Consider the following 17,932-nt stretch of genomic DNA (forward strand, 5'->3'; position numbering starts at 1 on the left):
CTATGACTCCTTGTAAACTACGCTGGCGTTAACAAGGATGATCGTTTCAGTTCTGGTTTGATTGCCACCTCTGGTATAGCCAAATAGATCAGACAATGGAGAGAACCAACTTTTATCGTCCAATGTGCCGGTATATGAGGACTCATTTCTTGATGTAGCAAGGCCTGTTAGGAGTAAAGATTTATTGGGTGGTATATAAGCCATCGTATCAAACTCACTCTCATCAACTCTTGGAGTTTGAATTTTACTATTACCATCACCAGAGGTAACTTCACCGATACTGAGTAGATTTGAAATATTCGCTGATAAATGCAACTGAATATAACCATCATATTCTCGTGCTAACGCATACATATCCAGGCCACTTTGAACTTGACCTGGAATCAACTCATCAGTAGCTCCTACGTTTGCAGTGGAGTCTTTCTTTGATTGGGCTAAATACGTGTCATGTGTAACTTTTTTAAGTCTGACAACTTGGTTATTTAACGTGATTACTCGTTGACTGCGGGATACAGAAACACGACCATGTTGCGACAACGCCTTAACTAGTAGAGACTTAGACTGCCCCTCTGATGGTTGAGTAAAAGCAATATCTATAAGAGGTGAATTGTTGCTAGTCAAAATATTGCTAGCAAAGTTTGTCCCAATGCTGACAGCCTTTGAGCCTCCATCAAATTGCTTAATTATGTTTTGTAAATTTAACCCGTTTTCATCTCCATCGTTCGTCGTAACTTCAATAACTTGAAACTCAATTGATAAAACTCGGTTTACTGCTCTGTTTAACCCAACAATATATTTTTCCATTGCACTGACATGTTCAGGGGTATCTCTAAGCAATATATTGGAAGCAACTGGGTTAGGACCAATGAACCCTTTAGCTGATTTCATTTGAGCTAAAACTGATACCAAATTAGTCCAAGGATCTAACTCTGCTTCTATCCCCTTAAAACCTGATGCATTATTTAACGTATCACTAGTAACTGAAACCGTAGTAACACCCCCAGTATTTTGCTGGCTTGAGTTAGCTGATTCATTTTTATCTTTCCCGAGAAAATATTTGTTCACTCCAGGTGAGAATGCAACTTGTACTACTTTATCTTCTAGTGCTTTCCATGTGATTTTTGAGTCGTTAATTTCGTATGAATAACCTGACGCTAATCGCACCTTTTCCAAACCATCACAAACATCACGATTATCAGCTAGTGTGATCCTTTTGTTTGGGTCAACGTCATTACTGTAGACGACATTAACTGGGATATTTCTAGTTAACTCTTGCATGATTAACGTGATTGGTGCGTCTTTAAACACGCCTAACTGTTGAGGGCTATAACACCAATCAGGTGTATCTTTTCTTGAGCGCCTTACTTTAGGCACATACCATTTCCCAGAATGCTTTACAAACTTGTACTCATTTGCTTTATCTTGCTCGCGAACTTGAACTTCAAGCGAATCTGTTTTAGCTACCGACTCTTTAAAACTTCTAGTCTGACAGCCTGAAACTAATATTATGGTGGCAACTGCAATGGCCATCGCAGCTTTATTAAAAATATTCATAGTTAATCCTCACAATAAAATCGGTTTGCTTGAATGTCATACATTTCAACAACATTATTAGGTCTAATACAGGCACCAATTATGTATTGACGCGAAATCTGCTCTAAAAGGTCTTCATATGAATCGCCCACTATTGCAACGTTGCTATATTGTTCTAAACGATCATCAAGGGACCACACCAGCTCATATAAAGGCATGTATTGCGAAGTGAGCCTTTCTATATTGGTTTTCAATAACCCTTGTTCTAAATCAAAACTTGGCATGGACTCCGAAATCGTTTCTCTAACTACGACGGGCTGCTCTTTGACTTGCAAATATGAATCACTATCCTCTCCAATAATTTCCACAAAAGAGTTCGCACCAGCACTGGCACAAACAAGCAATATGATAATTGCGGTAATATATTTCATTTATTTCTCCTTAAAATTACTGCTTGTTTGCAATTGTTATTTGGATTTGACCGTCGCGAGTACCGTCAATGGAGTGACCTTTTAATACTTTAAAAAAAAGATTAACCGAATTCTTTTTATTGTTTATTGCAGACGAAAACGAATTTACATCACCTTCCATTGACAGAGATGGCATCCTTAGACTGTGAGGAAGAGTGACTACTAGAGGTTGCGACCTTTTGCTAAAGACGACCTCGTAATTCCATTTATTTGTGAAGTAATTATTTGTTGTGGACAACAATTCACCGGCTTCGATCAAAGTGCTTTCGTCATCATTACTGGACACGTAAAGTTCAATTTCTTGTGCTTCACTTGGGTTCATTAAGTCCATAGTTATTGATTTGTTAACTGGATTGCCAAGCGCAACACTTTTAGACTGACTTGCAGTTAATCGCTCTGACTCTCTCTCTAAATTTGATACTGACTGATAAATTTCGTTCTCTATATTGATAACGGCTACTGTTGATTGTTTAACATCATTTGCTACCGTCTGAAGTTCGTATTCGGCATCAAGTGCTGCAAACTCGACATCTGCAAGGTTGATCTTTTTAGCTTCACCTTCTGATGCGACTAGAGTTACACCGCGAACCAGCAAGTCTTTTGTGTCAGACACATACAAAACCTTAGTTTGAGCATCAGCTACAAATGCGAGGTCATATTGCATACCAATTTGATCTAAAATATTTGTCCAGCGCTCGCCTTTACTCCATGTGACTTGATAATTCCGCATAGTGTTATCGGTAAACATAACCTTCCAGTTATCTGGCACTATTTTAGTAACTGCCAAGCCAACAGGGATTTTGTAACCTGCCTCTTTGACCTCTCCTTGTTGTGCACTGGCGTGTGGCGACAACAATGCCAGAACAACAAACATTAAACCCAAGACTTTCATAAATAATCCTTACTAATTACTTGATTGCAACACTACAACACAATCAACTTATTGTCCACTTGATAAGTGCATTAGCCGAAGAGATCTTTTTGCCACTTTTAATAAAGAATCGAGCTTTTTGTTAACCCTTGCCCGGTACTTATAATGATGTTTAGGGTATTTACCGTTTTCATTGTAATGATATCGGCCCACACCTAACCAAACGTCACCTGCACGTTCTATCTCTAAAGATATAATGTGTGTGGCAGCTTCAATATTTTTACACCCATCAGTTCGTACTTCATTTAAGTCATATCCCAATGCAACTAGCTCATCCGTCCTGGCATCATTTATTTGCATCAATCCATAATCGTATGTTTTATTTTGGTTTTTAATCTTTGAATCTTCATTACCATGTTCTGCCAACAAAACAGACATCAAAACCAGCTCGTTTACATTAAAGTTTTTGGATTGCCAAAAAATGCAGTTTTTGAATTTCTCGTATTTTTTTAACGCTGTCTGCTTGTAAAGCATGTCCCTTACTGGATGAGCTGAATTGGCATTGGCGCTAACTGGAACTGAAAAAAACAAAATTGCACAGAGGCCGAAGCTTAAAGTAACTTTGCTAAAAGCACTGATCAACATACGATTACCTCCCCTGTAACATCGTTAATTACCTGCCTAATGAATGCAGGCCTAGCTCGCTCTTTGGTTTTGTAAGTGTCTGCATCTACTGCTCGTTGTTTATCATGTTCCGCGATTACTTTTCTGCACTGACCGGTATCCCAACTTACATTCAAGAGCCCGCTAGATGGCTTCCAAGTAAAAAGCAATCCATGACGTCTGCTTATATCAGCAAAGACTGCATTTAGATAAACGCGACCTTTTGCATACCAACTAACCTTCATATCTTGAATTTCAGAATTGTAAAATTCCGCTTCATATGGCTTTGGAAGAATTTGAAACAATAAATCGACCATTTTCACATTACGCCCGAAACCACCTTCGATTAGAGGCTCCCCAGTCGCAATCATTGGATCAACTTGTGGGCTTGCTTTAGGGACAATAATTTCAAACGATGCGTTAACAGGTGGCGTCATCATCACTGAAGAGGCTAGGACGCATAAAACAAGTCCAAAGTTACTGCCATGCCTCCAAAATGGTGTAGCCCTTTTCGCTTTTACACCCATTTTCTGTAGTACAAGTCTTTTAAATTGCAATAAATTCATACTTTTAAATATGCATATAACATTCAATATGACGACGAGGTAAAATAACTCCCACAAGAAAGGAATGAAGCCACCAAAAAACAAGCTAACTAGCAAAAGAATTGCATGAACACCCCACACTGAAGCCCCTCCTTTACCGGCTTTAGGCCATTTTGCAGACATGCGCCAATTATTTGTATTCCCGGTAGTTAAATCATAATTCTCATAAACATTGTTACTCATAATTAGATCCCTGATTCAACTTTTAAAAATTCGATTTGACTAATTTTATTGCTATCTAACAACCGATTAGCTGAAGTAAGCATACTAAAACCGTATTTATCTACTGCTTCGTCGATAATCACGCTGACGTTCTGCATGCCTTCATCCTTTATGCGAGTCATAATTTCCAGTCTTACTTCAGTAGTAAGCGGTAAATACTCTTGAACGGCTATTCGCCCACCACCTACACGTTGAGCAAGGTACTGTACTAATATGGCTTTGACTGAAGAAATTAACTGAAGGACTTTTGACTTTTGTACATCACTTGGGTAGTAATCTGCAATGCGTGTAAAGGCGCCGCTGACTTTATTGACATGCACAGTACCCAAGCACAAGTGACCAGACTCAGCGGCTTTAATGGCAATATCTACTGTCACCAAATCTCTAATTTCACCAACAACAATTACTTCTGGCGAACGACGTAACGCATTCCGTAAGCCTGATTCAAATGATTTAGTGTCACCTCGGATTTCGTCAACTGAAGCCTGTATTATTAACGTGCCGTTCACACATTTATAATCATGAACATACTCAACAGGTGCTTCGTAAGTTAATATAAATAGGCCACTGTCAGGATCTTCATTTTGTGCTCTGAATCTAATTGATGCTGCCAAAGTGGTGCTTTTACCACTTCCAGTTTCACCTCCAATTAGAACTAGCCCTTGTCTGGGCATTAACGCTTCTGCAATACTTTCATCAAGACCAATGTCTTTTGGTAATGGAGTTTCGCTACTAATAGAGCGTAGTGTGATAGCAATGCCTCGCCCTCGATACGGAACACTGAATGCACTTGCATTAATCCGGTACCGGTAGAACTGCCCCCTATCCTGACCAGGAATTGATACGGCCTCATCAACCTCAACACCTGAATATACCGACATCGATGCAGATTTATCTCTTGTAATAAATGATAGAAATCCTTCAACTTCAGTTAACGTAAGTTTTTTGGTAGTAATCTGAAATGGTATCCCATCAACTTTTACCGTTATTTCTCTATCAGTTAAAAAAACAACATCTGAGAAGCCGCCTACAGACTCTAAATGGAGTAATATTTTTTGAATATCTTCCGGTCCATAAACATTTACTATGGGCAAGGCGTAAACGGACCTATCGAGTTTTTTACTCATTTACTTCATCTCCAATTCAGTTGTATTCATTATTACGCCGTCAGGGAAAATGCCTTTAATGGCTGGGAGCTGTGGAATTGCTTTCCATTCAAACCGATTGGTTAAGAGCTCTGGATTGGTTTTTATATTGATTATTACATCGTTTACTGACATGTCAGTCCCATTAGCTACCACCTCATTGAACTGCTCACTTACATCAAGTTGTTCAATCATATTTCTGTCTGATAAAAGGTGAAACCTAACGAGTCCTTGCATATCAGCAGTTAACATCGCAATTTGAGATATAGCCATACGCTTTGATTGTTCAACTCCTTGGAGCCATCCATCCAAAACCGACTGCTTCCAAACTGCTAACTCATGTTCATTGTCTGCACTTGGGAGAACATTCACGTATTTAATGTTGGGGTTTCTTACTACAAATTTTATATAATCTTTCCATGTAGGTATTTTGCTGATAAAACGCGGAGATGTCCTAATTTGATAGAGGTGTTCAGCTGTTCTTATCTGTGATCCGTTGTGTTTGTAAACTGTTTTACCATCGAGTTCATCTATCACCGGTGGCAAAATTAAAAAGCCCTTGTACGGAACAACTAAAGGGCTTGCATCATAGTTTTTACTTAAAATCGCATCCTTTGAAATAAGGTGTTTCATTATTTCCTGTGATGCCCAAAACTTTCCAGCTTGAAGCCCAAAACTAAGACCCTTGCTTTTAATTAGCCTGATCCTAAGTGACTCAGTTGGGCGGTCCTGTTCTCCTATGCTCATATCTGAATCTAGTGAGAGTAAATATTTAAGAAACTCAGGATACTTATCATCTCCAGCTTGTTCTGCAACCGTGACAAAACTAACCGTTGAAAGTAGAAATATTAGAGCTACCCATTTTTTTATCATCTTCCAGCCCCCAGTACATCAGAATATGTAACTGTAATAATGCCAAGCATTCCGTCCGGCTTTGGCTTAGGAAATGGCATTACGGCTATGTGAGCATCATTTTTTAATGACATACCCAGATCCCTTAAAACATAAATTGCAGGACGACCATAAACTCGAACTGATTTTGAGATGTCGGATTGCGGGGGGTTCACAGTAAGCACTTGATAATTTGTTAGGTAACCAATTAGCTCGACTATTTTCTGAAGAGGTAACCTATCATTCATGTTTATCGGGACATCTAAACCGTTAGGAATAGTATTTATCTGTTCAGCATAATCATTAACTTCTTCCTCGCTCTTACTCTTTGACGCTAGGAAGTTTTTGTTTTCTTCCATGATTTTTATTGAAGACTGTATAGCTTTAGCGCTTTGCAGCAGTGCCACATCAATTTCTGACATATCAACAGTGTTGTACTCATTAGCATCCTTGCTTGTGGTGGCGCACCCGGCGCTAAGGATTGATACAGCTAGAGCAAACACTGCCAATTTTGATTGTCTCATTGCCTAAAACCTACTTATCATGTATAAATTACGTATACTTTAATATAATTTTTACTCTGTTGCAATGCGAATACATCTATGAAAAATATTAATGAACATTTTAAGTTTGCAGATGAGTGTAATACCCATTCAGAGAGAGCTAACCGCTGGATTAACAGATACTTGAATAAAAATGATGACCAATCAATTTACTCATTCATTGATTGGTTTGTTGTTTCTATTCTTCCAAATGTCACATCAAATTCAGGCAGAAACTATTTACGTAGTTTAATTTTGTGCCTTAAAGAGCAAGACGTCGTTAATTACCTTCACGTTCAAGCATCTGAAGTCCAATATAAACATAAAGATAAATCCAAAAAAAAGTCCAAAAGTATTAGCTGGGAACATTTTGCAGCTATTGATGAGGAATTGACGAAAAACGGACTTGAACAACTATTTATTAGTGACTGGCTTCGATGTTCAATACTTACAGGCTTAAGGCCAAAGGAGTGGTGCTCAGCCCGTGCTTACTATGATACTAAGGGAAGGTTAGTTCTTAGGGCAAAGAACACCGTGAAAGCATCTACCTCTGTTACAGGCGACACCTACACTCTTCCTGAATACCGTATAATTCCATTGATGAACTATGACAAAGCGGATATTGAATGCATTAAGCGCCACCTAGCCTATATTAAAATTACTTTAATCGAAGGACTTTACGAAGCCTGCTACCAAACGACAAGAGCAAAACTTTACCATACCAGTAAGAAACTATTCCCTGAACTCCCACTAATTAATCTTTATTCCGGTAGACATCAATTCGCTGCAAATTTAAAAAAATCAAATTTATCAGCCACATCGATTGCACTACTCATGGGTCATAATGACAACACCACTGCCAGGCACTCTTATGGTGCTAAGAGACATGGGGAATCAGGCGTAATCGATATAGACAGTACGGAACAAACATTGAAGTTATTTCAGGAGCTTTTTGTTGATGAGGGATAAAAAAAGCCGCTAATCTTAGCGGCTTTTTATTTTATTAAGCAATTTTCTTGCTGATGAATGGAATACCTCTTTTACCTGCAACTTCTAAGATTTCAGTGATTATGTCTTTAACGATATCCTTACTCACATACTCATCATCAGAACGTCTTCTTTGAATCTCGCTTTCCGCTGTACCTCCAGAATACAATTCACCAAGCACCGACAACCCAAAATGAGATCCGATAACGGAATATATTTCATCTTTGATGATCAAATCATCAGGGTTACTACTGTTTGCCCAAAGCATTTGAGGCCCGACGGGGAATTTAAGCACCTGGCTGAATTGCCCTTCATTAGTTTTGTATACATATAAGAGAGAGCTGCCGCCAGCTTTAGGCCCATGTACTGTGTTATTAGTTAAGACAGTGAAATCAGATTCTGACAAACTGAATTGGTCTTTTAACGCTTTTACAGCTTCAATTGAATTACCACCCAAGAAGAAATAACTAGTAGCTTGCGCGACCATTGTTGGTGTGAAATCTGACGCTTGCTGTGATGCAAGAGCTGAGTTTATACCCCATTTCCCCCCTTCTCTCATGTAACGTTCCACATTGACAATGGTTTGTTTTAATCCACTTGATTGGTGAAACTCATCCATGAATAATCTGCAATCAGACGATCTAATTTCTTTAACTACTTCTTTATAGTGAGCAAGATATTTTTCATCGACAGACTTTAAACAGTCTGGATTCATGAAAAAATCTCCACTACCTAGGTATAGGGCCAGCATGAACATAATTCCATTTTGGCGAGGACCAATAATTTCATCTTTTGTAATAACATTCTGCAAATCAATACTTCTAAGACGTGCAGCTCTAAAGTTAATTGTTGAATGACTAGTAAACAGTGGATATTTCTTGGCTGTTTCAGTCATGCGTAAGACAAATTCCTTTTTCGGTGATGCCGGGTCATTACTATCACCATACATTCGTAGCAAAGATCCTGACTGATTAGCTACTGTTACGAAATCATTCAAAATTGGTGATGATAAAACACAGCATTCTTGCGCTAACTTCCACTCGCCGGCACTTCCTAACTCTTTTTCAATTTCGACCCATTTTGTATTTTCGAATAGTTTGTAATCTGTTTTTGTAATCCACAAGTCAACTTCAGGTAAAAGACCCGGATTGTAAACATTAGCGCCATCACCATCACCTGACTTAAAGTGATACACCTCATCAATAAGTGCATCAACATATCCTTCCATGTTCTGGTGCATTTGCCCTCGACTATCCTGGGCAAGTAATAAAAGAAAACCTGCCACAAAAGAGCGCTGATGAGTAAACAACGAATCTAGGCATGGATTCTTTTCGAATGGGTTAATGTAATCATCACCATCAAGAGTTAAAGCATAAGTAACAACTTTGTACTTCTCACTATCAGGTAACCGGTCTCTAATCATCCGGTGAATGCCAATTGATGATGGTCCCACATCGAGTGTTGCCGCTAACGGTAATTTCTTATTGCCTGGTGATAAAACAAGGGCCGCAAGGATAGAGTTACTTAAAACTGATTTTCCTTGGCGAGAACGCGCTATATAGAGTTCTATCGATGGTTTGAGTAACGGACTTATTGGTGTCCAAGGAAAACACACACCTTGCAAAGTTCTAAATAACAAAAAGCCCTTGTCCCAAATATAAGCAGTTCTATCAATTGGTAGAAACTTAATACACTCACTGATAGGAACATACGTTTGTGACGATGGTGTTTTTGAGTTAGCACCTATTACAGTGTCAACGTATAATTCCATTTCATCACTTTTATCTTCTACTGTTTGCGAAACGCCCCAACCTTGGACCGCTTGATCTAAACGGGAGTAATTGTACATCAACGTTTCTTGCTCGTTTGACCATGTTGTATATGAAACAGAAAATCGAACCATTGGATCTGACTCATGATACTTTTCTAGATACTGCATTTCATCTTGAACCCTACCATTGTCGGAGCTTAGGAAAGATGTGAACGCAAGAAGGCTTTGTCTAATCGACCAATCAAACCCCTTTCCGGACATAATTTTAAATGAAATTCTAAACGGCAAGTTTTTGTCGATACCATCGACAAGGGCTTTAAATGGTTTAACTGTTATAGGGAAGGTTTCAATCATTCCACTTTTGTATAAAGTTTGCCCTATCTCAATACCGCCATGTTTATACTCAAATGGCTTACTAGCTATCTGTTGATTTAGTTTTGTCCAAAACAATTCACTTCCGTCAGTATTTGGTTCACCGTTACGGGGTGCCTTAATATATCTAAGCTGCCCTATTAGTTGAGCAAGCCAGTTCGGTGATGATTCCTTATCATACTGAACCTTTATAATCTGACATGCTTCTTCAGCACTTAGCACGCTAGCTAAAATTTTAGCACGACTGAGATTGTAACTAAATTCATCAACGATACTTTTATGCTTTACTATTAATTCTTTTATCGCCATAAAAATATTTGGTACATCTGCTAAAAACAAGTCAATATCTGCTGCCTTAGACGCATTTTCTATCTGCCGTTTTTTTAAAAGTTGGGGCTCAATTAGTCGAAAGTCAGTCCAAATAGCTATGTGTGAAGATTCAAAGCAAACGAAATCACGATTTACTTTAATATTTTCGTTATAGATGTCTTTTAAATCCAAACCGATAGATTCCATAGCTGCTATTGATGGTTTCGTATGACGAACTAATTCACGGACAGTTTGATTATCGTCTTTTTCAAAAACCCATTGTACTGTTAGCCCGTCTGACTTAAAGAGTGTTTGAAATGCGGTTAACAAATTGGTAGCTGCATTTCTCCATTCGAGATCACCAGGGATGGCTTGCAACCCTTTGATTTTAAATATAGTCACCAATGCACCGGAGTCAGTCACTAACGTTGCGGCTTCAGTGTTATGACAAAGGTCTATGTAATTGAATGCATGCTCTTTTTTTAAATTGCTTACGAACTTCAATAATTTATCTAAAATCATATACCATCGCCCTCTAATTCATTGATTTTTTTTGTTATTGCCATCGCCTTTACTTGAGCGTTCGGGGAACCATCACTATCCATCAAATCTACCGTAACCTTAAACTCAATATCCTTAAGTTTTCTTAAAGTTAATTCATCCCTGATCAAACTATTTAGATTTTTTAAATTTTTAGCAGACATATAATCCTACTTCAAATGCTCTAAGTTCTAGGAGTTCTAATTCATCATTATTAATTGAACAATTTATTTCGAATGGACCGATTGAATTTACTTTTATGCCATTACTATGCAGCATTTCAGCTCGCAATATGGTTTGAAGTCTTATTGTGTCCATATAAAAGACAGATGATGTATTTTTAGTAGAAAATGCATCATTACAAAATATTCGATTTATAAGGCCGCTACTAAACCAACCCGCTATAGAGTGCATTGCCATTTTGTTAAGCAATACTGGCTCACTTGAATTCATATCTTGGTCATACAAATAAAGCTCTAGTATTTTTATCTCACAATCATCTAATTCACTTAAAAGAATTAGCAGACTTTTTGGCAAGACAGCTAAACCATCCAAACCAAACTGGAAGTACATGGCCAGACGCTTGTCTGGATTTATCACTTTAACTTTGGCGAAATAGAATCGACTATGATTTGTATAAAAATCTGCTAATTCTCCATCGAAACCCTTTAAATTAGGTACCTCTCTTTCTGTGGCTTTTTTAAAGGTTCCAGCGTAACTACCAAGAGTATTAATTATTGATGCTATTTCAACACTACTAAATCTTAAAGCTCTACTGATACCTGAACTAAGATCATCGGAAATGTAATTTTTTGAATACTTTGTCAAGCTTAGTTTAGGAAATGTGAGTGCATTACCAGATTGTTGTTTTTGGCTATTAGAATTGAGCTTTTGACATGTATTTAAAATAACTTTATACAGATTTTGAATTTGACTTAAATCGGTCAAATCAAGCAACCCACCAACCAGTTCAGTGTAAAGGTTATTGATATTGCTACCCAAATAATCATCAAACATCACGTTAAATCTTGGGTGTTGTGATTGAAACAAGATAGAATTAACTGCAGATAAATTTGTAAGGAATGAACCAGCGCTAACACTCTCAATACTGTCATATCTTAAAACTGAATCAGAATCGATTAACCAAAATTCTTTTTTATAATCTGATTCATCAAATAGAATTATTTTCATTTGTATACTTCTCTATCTGATTTTTTATATGTTCCCAATTTTCTAGTGAATTAATTTTTCCTATATAGTCCCAATTGTTACCTGCTTTGGATTGTAAAAAACTGATGTTAGGCCAATATCTTAATTTTTTTAAAAACTCCGATCTTTTGTTATACAGGTCGTCATCCATTTCACACAAGCTATTTGCAAAGTTTTCTAGGCTATACCCTTGGATGTTTAAATAAACGGGTGTCTCTCTACATCGTGTATCAAAATAGGTCGTTAGACATACGAAACTGTTTAAAAGATCTACATACTCTTCGGTTGTTGAATCATTGTTTGGTAAAGAAAAGTATAGCCTTGCTAATGAATTTATGTCCTTTTGCTCAAGTTCAGGGCAATACATTATCTGCCCAGCTGATGCGTATGCAGAATAGCCTAATCTTGATCCCTGAAAACAGATCTCACAGGCTGTTGCAATTTTACTAAATTTAACTTGGTTATCGTAGTCACCATTAACTGAAACAAACCTTAGCATTGAGCTAGAACGCTCTTGCCAGCCACAAAACAAACACACACTCTTATCTCTTTTGGCTGCTAAGCTTATCTGTTGATGATCGAGCAGTAAATCGCCTCGGTCAAAAGGGATGTTACGAGCTACTGACAACTTTGAACGTAATAACTTCATAAACCCCCCTTTCCCAAGTGCGTCTTACAGACCGTATTTTGTTTTATCGATTGAACTAGCTGAACCATCGCTATTAAAAAGGGTATCGCCGAACGTGTATGCTGAAGCGCCAAGATACATCAAACCACCGGCAGCAAATGCACAAAGTATAATCGACAACCACACGCCTTTGTTTTGACCATTAGGCTCTCCAGCTCCTTTAAACAAGAAGAATGCCATCCCTGCGAAACCAAGGCCCACCACAAACGAACCGGCAATAATAGTTTGGCCACCGACTTGAAATAGATTTTGTATGTTTACCAATATACCTTGTACGCCAGTACCAGCTGCATTCGCAGTGCCTGGCATTAGCATTAGCGCGACAAATGCAAAATATGTAGCATTCATTTTATTAGTAAATTTAGTTAAATAACCTTTTATTGATTTCATATTTTTTCCTAAGCTAATATTTCTGCAATTCCACCGAATAACGGTATTAGATCTGCTATAAGTTGTGTTGTTTGCTCAATACGGATGAAAGCTATTCCACCAAGGGCAAAAACAATTGCTTGTTTTTTTGTGTCTTCTTTCTCATATTGAGTACCAATTTTGAGAACGCAGTTAATGGAGCTACCAACTCCAATTAACCCGAAAAATTTAATTACTGTTTTCAAAAATAACATAATTACTTCTTCATGACCGCCTCCAACACTGACTGTATCGTCAACTCTCCAAGATAATGGGTCATTAGTCCCTACACTCATAACCCCTGAAAAAATTGTTTCATCTAATGCATTTATATACCCCGCCATGTAAATAGCCATTCCAGATCCAACTGCAAAAGCAATAGTCGCGGTAACACTTGGCGGTTGTCTCGTTTGCATAGAACCCATCTGTGATAACTGTTTAATATTTACAAACACCATTGCGGCAAAGGCGATACCAACTACGAAGAAGAACGATATATAAACCGTACCTGCCGTATGAATTGTCTGTATCCAGCCTATTACTACATCTGTTTGCACTTGAAGATCCTCATATTAACTACAACGGCCTTTCAGCGGAGTGTAGCGCTCACCTGATTCAAAAGTGATGCAGCCAGTAATGTTGATTTCACTTATAGAACCAAACCCATCAAGTGCTACACCTTTTTCAATACGAAGCTCTTTACCACTACTTATTTCTCTAAGCAGTGCTTTTCCGGTTACTACACTAACCACTTCATATTGCTTTCTCTTTGCAATATCTAGTTTATTGTTTTGTTCGTTTTTGAACGTCACTAGCTCAGCTTTAACCTTCGCGATTTGATTCTTGAATTCGTTTTGTAATGAGCCAATTTTGTTTGATTGGTCCACATATTTATTGTTGCCATTACTTAATAAATCATCATATTTTGATTTAACAGTGGTCACTTCTTCAATAATAGCTTTGTTAGACGCTTGAAGGTTTTTCAGGGAAATTGCTATCGATTCAAAAGCTTCATTTGCAGAATCCTTAGTGGAGCCTATCGACTCTTTCAGGTCTGATATATCTTGTTTTAATTCTAAGACAACCTCACTATCCAAAATGGGCTCTAGTTGCGCTGTATGTGATGGAACAAAACCAGAACTGCTTTTGACGGCAGTATTTGGGTTGCTGGGCATTTGGATAAACAACATCAATGCAAAAAAACCAAATGTGGCGACAACAACAATTAACGCAATTTGATTTTTTGTTAATTTTTTCTTTTTTGTTTCACCAGGAACAGTGTCCGTTGCCGGTCTTCCATCATTGGTTATTAAAGCTGCAGCTTCATCTTCTTCACGGTGATTACCGACTGTGTTACCTAGCATTGCATCAATTTCATCATCATCAACGTATTCGGTCGAATCAGGGAAGTTACCCGCCTCAATATTTCTACTCACAAGAACCTACTTATTTACTATCTATTAGGTATATTGAAATATAAATCATATTCAACTTAAATTAAATCGTTTTTTTAAAAAAATGGAAATTAACGGGCAAATTCTCTTATTTCAGACGAAAACCACGGCGCTTCCGCATCACCTGTTAACATAATCCCCACAACGGGCATTTCTATTGGGTCAACAATCACAGTTGGAGGTATAGCAAACTCTTTCAGCGCAATATCGGCCGTTACATCACCGACACCCTTAGCCACTCCCATAACTATATCTAAAGGATCTTTTTCATTTACCTTGATGACCGTCCCATTATCTGTAATTACCTCATCAGTAGCTGTTAAGTACATTTCTCCAGCGCCTTTTAAAGCACCACTGAAGACTAAAGCACTCCAACGATATAAAGTGTGATAATCAGTATCTGTAGAAAGTCCTGTTTCCATTCTCCCTCCAGAAGTCACAACGATACCTGGAAACGGAGTGGTAACCCCATTTTTAGAAAGGGTTTTAGTAACGATGGTGATAACCCCATTAACCCGTTCGTACTCTCCCATGACTATTCCCGACTCAAGCTCTCCTTCTAACAGTGTCAACCTCACAAACTTAGAACTGTTATCCGAGTTGACGTAGTTATCTATCTTGGCCATAACGGTATCACCCACTGTAAGCCTATTTGCAACCATCACTTTCCCGCTGCCATTTGCTAAATTTTGAGCAGCATTTGCTGTTACTTGGTCCTTATTAACTTCCACTGGCTTATAGTGCTGCTGAAGGGTTCCAGCAATTTTTGGCGTCTTTACCATTCCGACTACATTTGAATATGCTGCAACTCTAGCCTCAATCGCCAACTTCCGCTCTTCATCCCTGAGTTGTTGCTTTTGTGATTCTTCTGCTCGGGTATTGTCTTTTTCTGAAGGGAAATTCCGACGGCCATTTCCATTATCTGCTGGAGGCTCTTCAGGCTTAATTTCTGGTGGCTTTTGGAGAAAATCATTACCAGTTGAAGTTTCAGTTTCAAGTGCTTTAAAGTCTGGAAGATAACTCTGACCTGATTCTCTTTTGTTTTCTGCCAGCTCAGCTTCTTTTAGTTTTAAATATTGTGCCTGCTCGTAATCCAACTGCTGCCCTTCAACACTTGAGGCATCAACTGAAGGTGGGTTCTTACCAATCGAAACGGTTGAAGACAAAGTATCTTCAGGCCCAGCAAACAACGTATAAAGATAATAACCACCAATTAACACAATGGCTCCAGATAGCTTATAAACCTTCTTAGCTTTAATAGGCAGTGTCATCCACGCCTTTTTTATGCCTAAAAAAAACGTCTTCATTATTTTGAGTCCATCTTTGAGTAGTTATGAATTAATTCAGCAGGCAAAGATACTTGGATCATGCCATCTTCAGTTACAACAACCATTTCATAATCAATTTCTCTTATTGCATATACCTTCCACCCATTTGGGCCATAAGTTATGCGCTCATAATCTTCCGCTAATTCGTGTCTTGTTTTTACAATAAAAAGCCCGTTATAAAACCAAACACTGGCAACTTGAGGTAGGGAAACAGGAATGACATTTGCCTTCGCTGGAGGGTTAGCAAAAAACTGGTCTAATTCATCCATGTTAATATCTAGGATTGAATTAGTTGAACTGGACGCACCACGAGTACCTATTCCTGTTGCAGATTCATATTGCGTGTTGGGACCAATCTTAGGGATTTTGTACGTAATTTTAAAATCGGTTTTACCGTGAATAGTATTCAACAGGATAAACATCAAGGGATCATCAAGACCCAACAACTTAACAGTATAATTTGTTGTTTCGTATTTGGCTTTTGCGTTTAACACAATCGTGTGTGTGACGGGTTTATCGCCCTGAGAATCAATTTCTTCGTATGCGTCATTACCTGGTAGCGACCATTCAATAGGCCAAGGCTTACCAAGAGTATCTAAAAAACTTATAACGGTATTAAACCCCTCACGAGTCCTAATAGTCGGAGGTCTCCCCCCTGGAGATAGACTTAATACGAAAACATTTTGTGATGGGTCTAATGGTGTAACCTGACTGCTTTGCGCCTCAAGCATTAATTCTGACATGAGCTTAACTTGTCTAATCGCGTCTGGATTCATATTTGAAAATAATACTTTAAGCGCTTCCGCATGAATTTCGCCATCATCCGAAAATTCTGCTACTGGATATTCGACATTTTCATTAGTGTCGGGATTATCATTTTTCTTTATGGCAATAGCTGTTTCTGTTGAATTTACTGATTGCCCTCCCACCGAAGAAATTGGCTTAAGCTCCACTTCTTCTGGGAGGACAACATCTGATGTCGGCTGTGCCTGACCAGAGACTGCGACAGTTGAGACACCGGTTGCTAGTAAGGTTAATAGTAATGCAGTGCATTTAATTACTTTCATCGCTAATCCCGAGGTTCCATATCCCAAACATGAATAGCCATCCCTTTGTCGTATTCAGTATTATCAACTCTTAATGCTGTAATAATTACAGTCCAACGACGAACTGGGGATACTTTGTTAGGGAACTTCTGTGAAATTAAGACTGGTATTTCGATTAAGTAAGCCTTTTGACCGTCAATCTCACCCTCCTTCTTAATCAATGCAACTCCATCAACTTGAGTTATGTTTGCACCGTTACCCTTTCCGATTTCTTCTAGAATGCCAACTCGGTTAAGCTGTTCTTTAAATTTCAAGATCCCGTCAGCTGTAAAACAACGCTCTAACGACCTATTCAATTCTTCCTTATATGTTGCAAACATAAAGGTATAACTTGAGCGCACACAATCTGAAGCCCAATCGCCAATTCCAGCCCTCGATAGAACAGGTTCACTTAATGGAATAACTTCTGTTTGCCTACCTGCTGCGTCAACAGTAAAGTATTTTGCAACAGCATCAGGTCTGTTTATAAGGATTAATACAGCCACAACTAGACCAGCTGCAAATACTGAAAGGTAGTTAATAATTTTCTTAAGAAATAAATTATCTCCCTTCAATTGGTCAAACATTATCAGCTTTAGTGCAATCTGAGCATTTTGACTTGAATAGCTTGAAGCTTGGTTCGTTGAAGGAGCTTTCTTTTCTACTTTTCCCATAAATCCACCACTCAAATAATATACGTAACTTATACATCATAAGTGGATTGCTTTCAAGAATTAATACTTAGGGTCAACATGATTTATATCGGATTCAAATTAAAAATCTTACGTGAATTTAGATTATTAGTAGGTTTTGAAGGGACTAAAAATTAAATATCTAAA

Annotated in this window: 19 protein-coding genes; 1 reads left to right on the top strand and 18 read right to left on the bottom strand. The window is 38.1% G+C overall.

Features of this window, described 5'->3' with window-relative positions; translation table 11 throughout:
* The 8 genes from HNW13_RS18075 to HNW13_RS18110 are packed head-to-tail and all read right to left on the bottom strand — an operon-like array spanning position 1 to position 6,924.
* Positions 1-1,554: a hypothetical protein gene (locus HNW13_RS18075; protein ID WP_192114561.1), complete on the bottom strand. Its 1,554-nt coding sequence runs from the start codon at positions 1,552-1,554 to the stop codon at positions 1-3.
* A gap of 2 nt (positions 1,555-1,556) precedes the next feature.
* On the bottom strand, positions 1,557-1,964 hold the full coding sequence (locus HNW13_RS18080; protein WP_192114560.1) for a hypothetical protein: 408 nt from the start codon (positions 1,962-1,964) through the stop codon (positions 1,557-1,559).
* Positions 1,965-1,980: 16 nt separating this feature from the next.
* The gene (locus HNW13_RS18085) at positions 1,981-2,895 is read right to left on the bottom strand and encodes a hypothetical protein (RefSeq protein WP_192114559.1); all 915 of its coding nucleotides are present in this window, start codon (positions 2,893-2,895) and stop codon (positions 1,981-1,983) included.
* Between the two features lie 48 nt (positions 2,896-2,943).
* Positions 2,944-3,519, bottom strand: coding sequence for a lytic transglycosylase domain-containing protein (locus HNW13_RS18090; protein ID WP_192114558.1), 576 nt, complete (start codon positions 3,517-3,519; stop codon positions 2,944-2,946).
* Complete coding sequence (locus HNW13_RS18095; RefSeq protein ID WP_192114557.1) at positions 3,513-4,325, bottom strand: hypothetical protein; 813 nt, start codon at positions 4,323-4,325, stop codon at positions 3,513-3,515. Before HNW13_RS18095 ends, HNW13_RS18090 begins: the two co-directional genes overlap by 7 nt.
* A 2-nt stretch (positions 4,326-4,327) precedes the next feature.
* The gene (locus tag HNW13_RS18100) at positions 4,328-5,491 is read right to left on the bottom strand and encodes an ATPase, T2SS/T4P/T4SS family (RefSeq protein WP_192114556.1); all 1,164 of its coding nucleotides are present in this window, start codon (positions 5,489-5,491) and stop codon (positions 4,328-4,330) included.
* Positions 5,492-6,382, bottom strand: a complete 891-nt coding sequence (locus tag HNW13_RS18105) for a type IV secretory system conjugative DNA transfer family protein (RefSeq protein WP_192114555.1) — start codon at positions 6,380-6,382, stop codon at positions 5,492-5,494.
* A complete protein-coding gene (locus HNW13_RS18110; protein ID WP_192114554.1) occupies positions 6,379-6,924 on the bottom strand; it encodes a hypothetical protein in 546 nt (181 codons plus the stop codon). Before HNW13_RS18110 ends, HNW13_RS18105 begins: the two co-directional genes overlap by 4 nt.
* Positions 6,925-7,002: 78 nt before the next feature.
* On the opposite strand from HNW13_RS18110, the gene HNW13_RS18115 reads away from it, so the two are divergent.
* Entirely contained in the window at positions 7,003-7,911 is a 909-nt protein-coding gene (locus HNW13_RS18115) for a hypothetical protein (RefSeq protein ID WP_192114553.1), read from the top strand.
* A 34-nt stretch (positions 7,912-7,945) separates the two neighbouring features.
* Here the strand turns inward: HNW13_RS18115 and HNW13_RS18120 are convergent, their stop codons facing one another.
* The 10 genes from HNW13_RS18120 to HNW13_RS18165 form a co-directional block, all read right to left on the bottom strand.
* Positions 7,946-10,903, bottom strand: coding sequence for a hypothetical protein (locus tag HNW13_RS18120; protein ID WP_192114552.1), 2,958 nt, complete (start codon positions 10,901-10,903; stop codon positions 7,946-7,948).
* Positions 10,900-11,085 carry a hypothetical protein gene (locus HNW13_RS18125; protein WP_192114551.1) on the bottom strand — a complete coding sequence of 62 codons (186 nt, stop codon included), beginning with the start codon at positions 11,083-11,085 and terminating at the stop codon, positions 10,900-10,902. Before HNW13_RS18125 ends, HNW13_RS18120 begins: the two co-directional genes overlap by 4 nt.
* A complete protein-coding gene (locus HNW13_RS18130; RefSeq protein WP_192114550.1) occupies positions 11,075-12,112 on the bottom strand; it encodes a hypothetical protein in 1,038 nt (345 codons plus the stop codon). Before HNW13_RS18130 ends, HNW13_RS18125 begins: the two co-directional genes overlap by 11 nt.
* Positions 12,093-12,779 (bottom strand): hypothetical protein, encoded by a 687-nt coding sequence (locus HNW13_RS18135; protein ID WP_192114549.1) that lies wholly within the window; start codon positions 12,777-12,779, stop codon positions 12,093-12,095. Before HNW13_RS18135 ends, HNW13_RS18130 begins: the two co-directional genes overlap by 20 nt.
* Before the next feature lie 24 nt (positions 12,780-12,803).
* Positions 12,804-13,208 (bottom strand): hypothetical protein, encoded by a 405-nt coding sequence (locus HNW13_RS18140; RefSeq protein WP_192114548.1) that lies wholly within the window; start codon positions 13,206-13,208, stop codon positions 12,804-12,806.
* Positions 13,209-13,216: 8 nt separating this feature from the next.
* Positions 13,217-13,783 (bottom strand): hypothetical protein, encoded by a 567-nt coding sequence (locus HNW13_RS18145; RefSeq protein ID WP_192114547.1) that lies wholly within the window; start codon positions 13,781-13,783, stop codon positions 13,217-13,219.
* A gap of 15 nt (positions 13,784-13,798) precedes the next feature.
* Positions 13,799-14,662 carry a hypothetical protein gene (locus HNW13_RS18150; RefSeq protein WP_192114546.1) on the bottom strand — a complete coding sequence of 288 codons (864 nt, stop codon included), beginning with the start codon at positions 14,660-14,662 and terminating at the stop codon, positions 13,799-13,801.
* A gap of 89 nt (positions 14,663-14,751) precedes the next feature.
* Complete coding sequence (locus HNW13_RS18155; protein WP_192114545.1) at positions 14,752-15,987, bottom strand: hypothetical protein; 1,236 nt, start codon at positions 15,985-15,987, stop codon at positions 14,752-14,754.
* On the bottom strand, positions 15,987-17,075 hold the full coding sequence (locus HNW13_RS18160; RefSeq protein ID WP_192114544.1) for a DotH/IcmK family type IV secretion protein: 1,089 nt from the start codon (positions 17,073-17,075) through the stop codon (positions 15,987-15,989). The genes HNW13_RS18155 and HNW13_RS18160 overlap by 1 nt, the downstream gene beginning before the upstream one ends.
* Before the next feature lie 2 nt (positions 17,076-17,077).
* Positions 17,078-17,767: a DotI/IcmL family type IV secretion protein gene (locus tag HNW13_RS18165; protein ID WP_192114543.1), complete on the bottom strand. Its 690-nt coding sequence runs from the start codon at positions 17,765-17,767 to the stop codon at positions 17,078-17,080.
* Between the last annotated feature and the right edge of the window lie 165 nt (positions 17,768-17,932).

Origin of the sequence: Shewanella sp. BF02_Schw, from assembly GCF_014596695.2 — a bacterium.
Lineage (GTDB): Bacteria > Pseudomonadota > Gammaproteobacteria > Enterobacterales > Shewanellaceae > Shewanella.

Coding starts and splice junctions, on each gene's coding strand:
- HNW13_RS18075 (WP_192114561.1), bottom strand. CDS start 1,554: ATGAATATTTTTAATAAAGCTGCGATGGCCATTGCAGTTGCCACCATA.
- HNW13_RS18080 (WP_192114560.1), bottom strand. CDS start 1,964: ATGAAATATATTACCGCAATTATCATATTGCTTGTTTGTGCCAGTGCT.
- HNW13_RS18085 (WP_192114559.1), bottom strand. CDS start 2,895: ATGAAAGTCTTGGGTTTAATGTTTGTTGTTCTGGCATTGTTGTCGCCA.
- HNW13_RS18090 (WP_192114558.1), bottom strand. CDS start 3,519: ATGTTGATCAGTGCTTTTAGCAAAGTTACTTTAAGCTTCGGCCTCTGT.
- HNW13_RS18095 (WP_192114557.1), bottom strand. CDS start 4,325: ATGAGTAACAATGTTTATGAGAATTATGATTTAACTACCGGGAATACA.
- HNW13_RS18100 (WP_192114556.1), bottom strand. CDS start 5,491: ATGAGTAAAAAACTCGATAGGTCCGTTTACGCCTTGCCCATAGTAAAT.
- HNW13_RS18105 (WP_192114555.1), bottom strand. CDS start 6,382: ATGATAAAAAAATGGGTAGCTCTAATATTTCTACTTTCAACGGTTAGT.
- HNW13_RS18110 (WP_192114554.1), bottom strand. CDS start 6,924: ATGAGACAATCAAAATTGGCAGTGTTTGCTCTAGCTGTATCAATCCTT.
- HNW13_RS18115 (WP_192114553.1), top strand. CDS start 7,003: ATGAAAAATATTAATGAACATTTTAAGTTTGCAGATGAGTGTAATACC.
- HNW13_RS18120 (WP_192114552.1), bottom strand. CDS start 10,903: ATGATTTTAGATAAATTATTGAAGTTCGTAAGCAATTTAAAAAAAGAG.
- HNW13_RS18125 (WP_192114551.1), bottom strand. CDS start 11,085: ATGTCTGCTAAAAATTTAAAAAATCTAAATAGTTTGATCAGGGATGAA.
- HNW13_RS18130 (WP_192114550.1), bottom strand. CDS start 12,112: ATGAAAATAATTCTATTTGATGAATCAGATTATAAAAAAGAATTTTGG.
- HNW13_RS18135 (WP_192114549.1), bottom strand. CDS start 12,779: ATGAAGTTATTACGTTCAAAGTTGTCAGTAGCTCGTAACATCCCTTTT.
- HNW13_RS18140 (WP_192114548.1), bottom strand. CDS start 13,208: ATGAAATCAATAAAAGGTTATTTAACTAAATTTACTAATAAAATGAAT.
- HNW13_RS18155 (WP_192114545.1), bottom strand. CDS start 15,987: ATGAAGACGTTTTTTTTAGGCATAAAAAAGGCGTGGATGACACTGCCT.
- HNW13_RS18160 (WP_192114544.1), bottom strand. CDS start 17,075: ATGAAAGTAATTAAATGCACTGCATTACTATTAACCTTACTAGCAACC.
- HNW13_RS18165 (WP_192114543.1), bottom strand. CDS start 17,767: ATGGGAAAAGTAGAAAAGAAAGCTCCTTCAACGAACCAAGCTTCAAGC.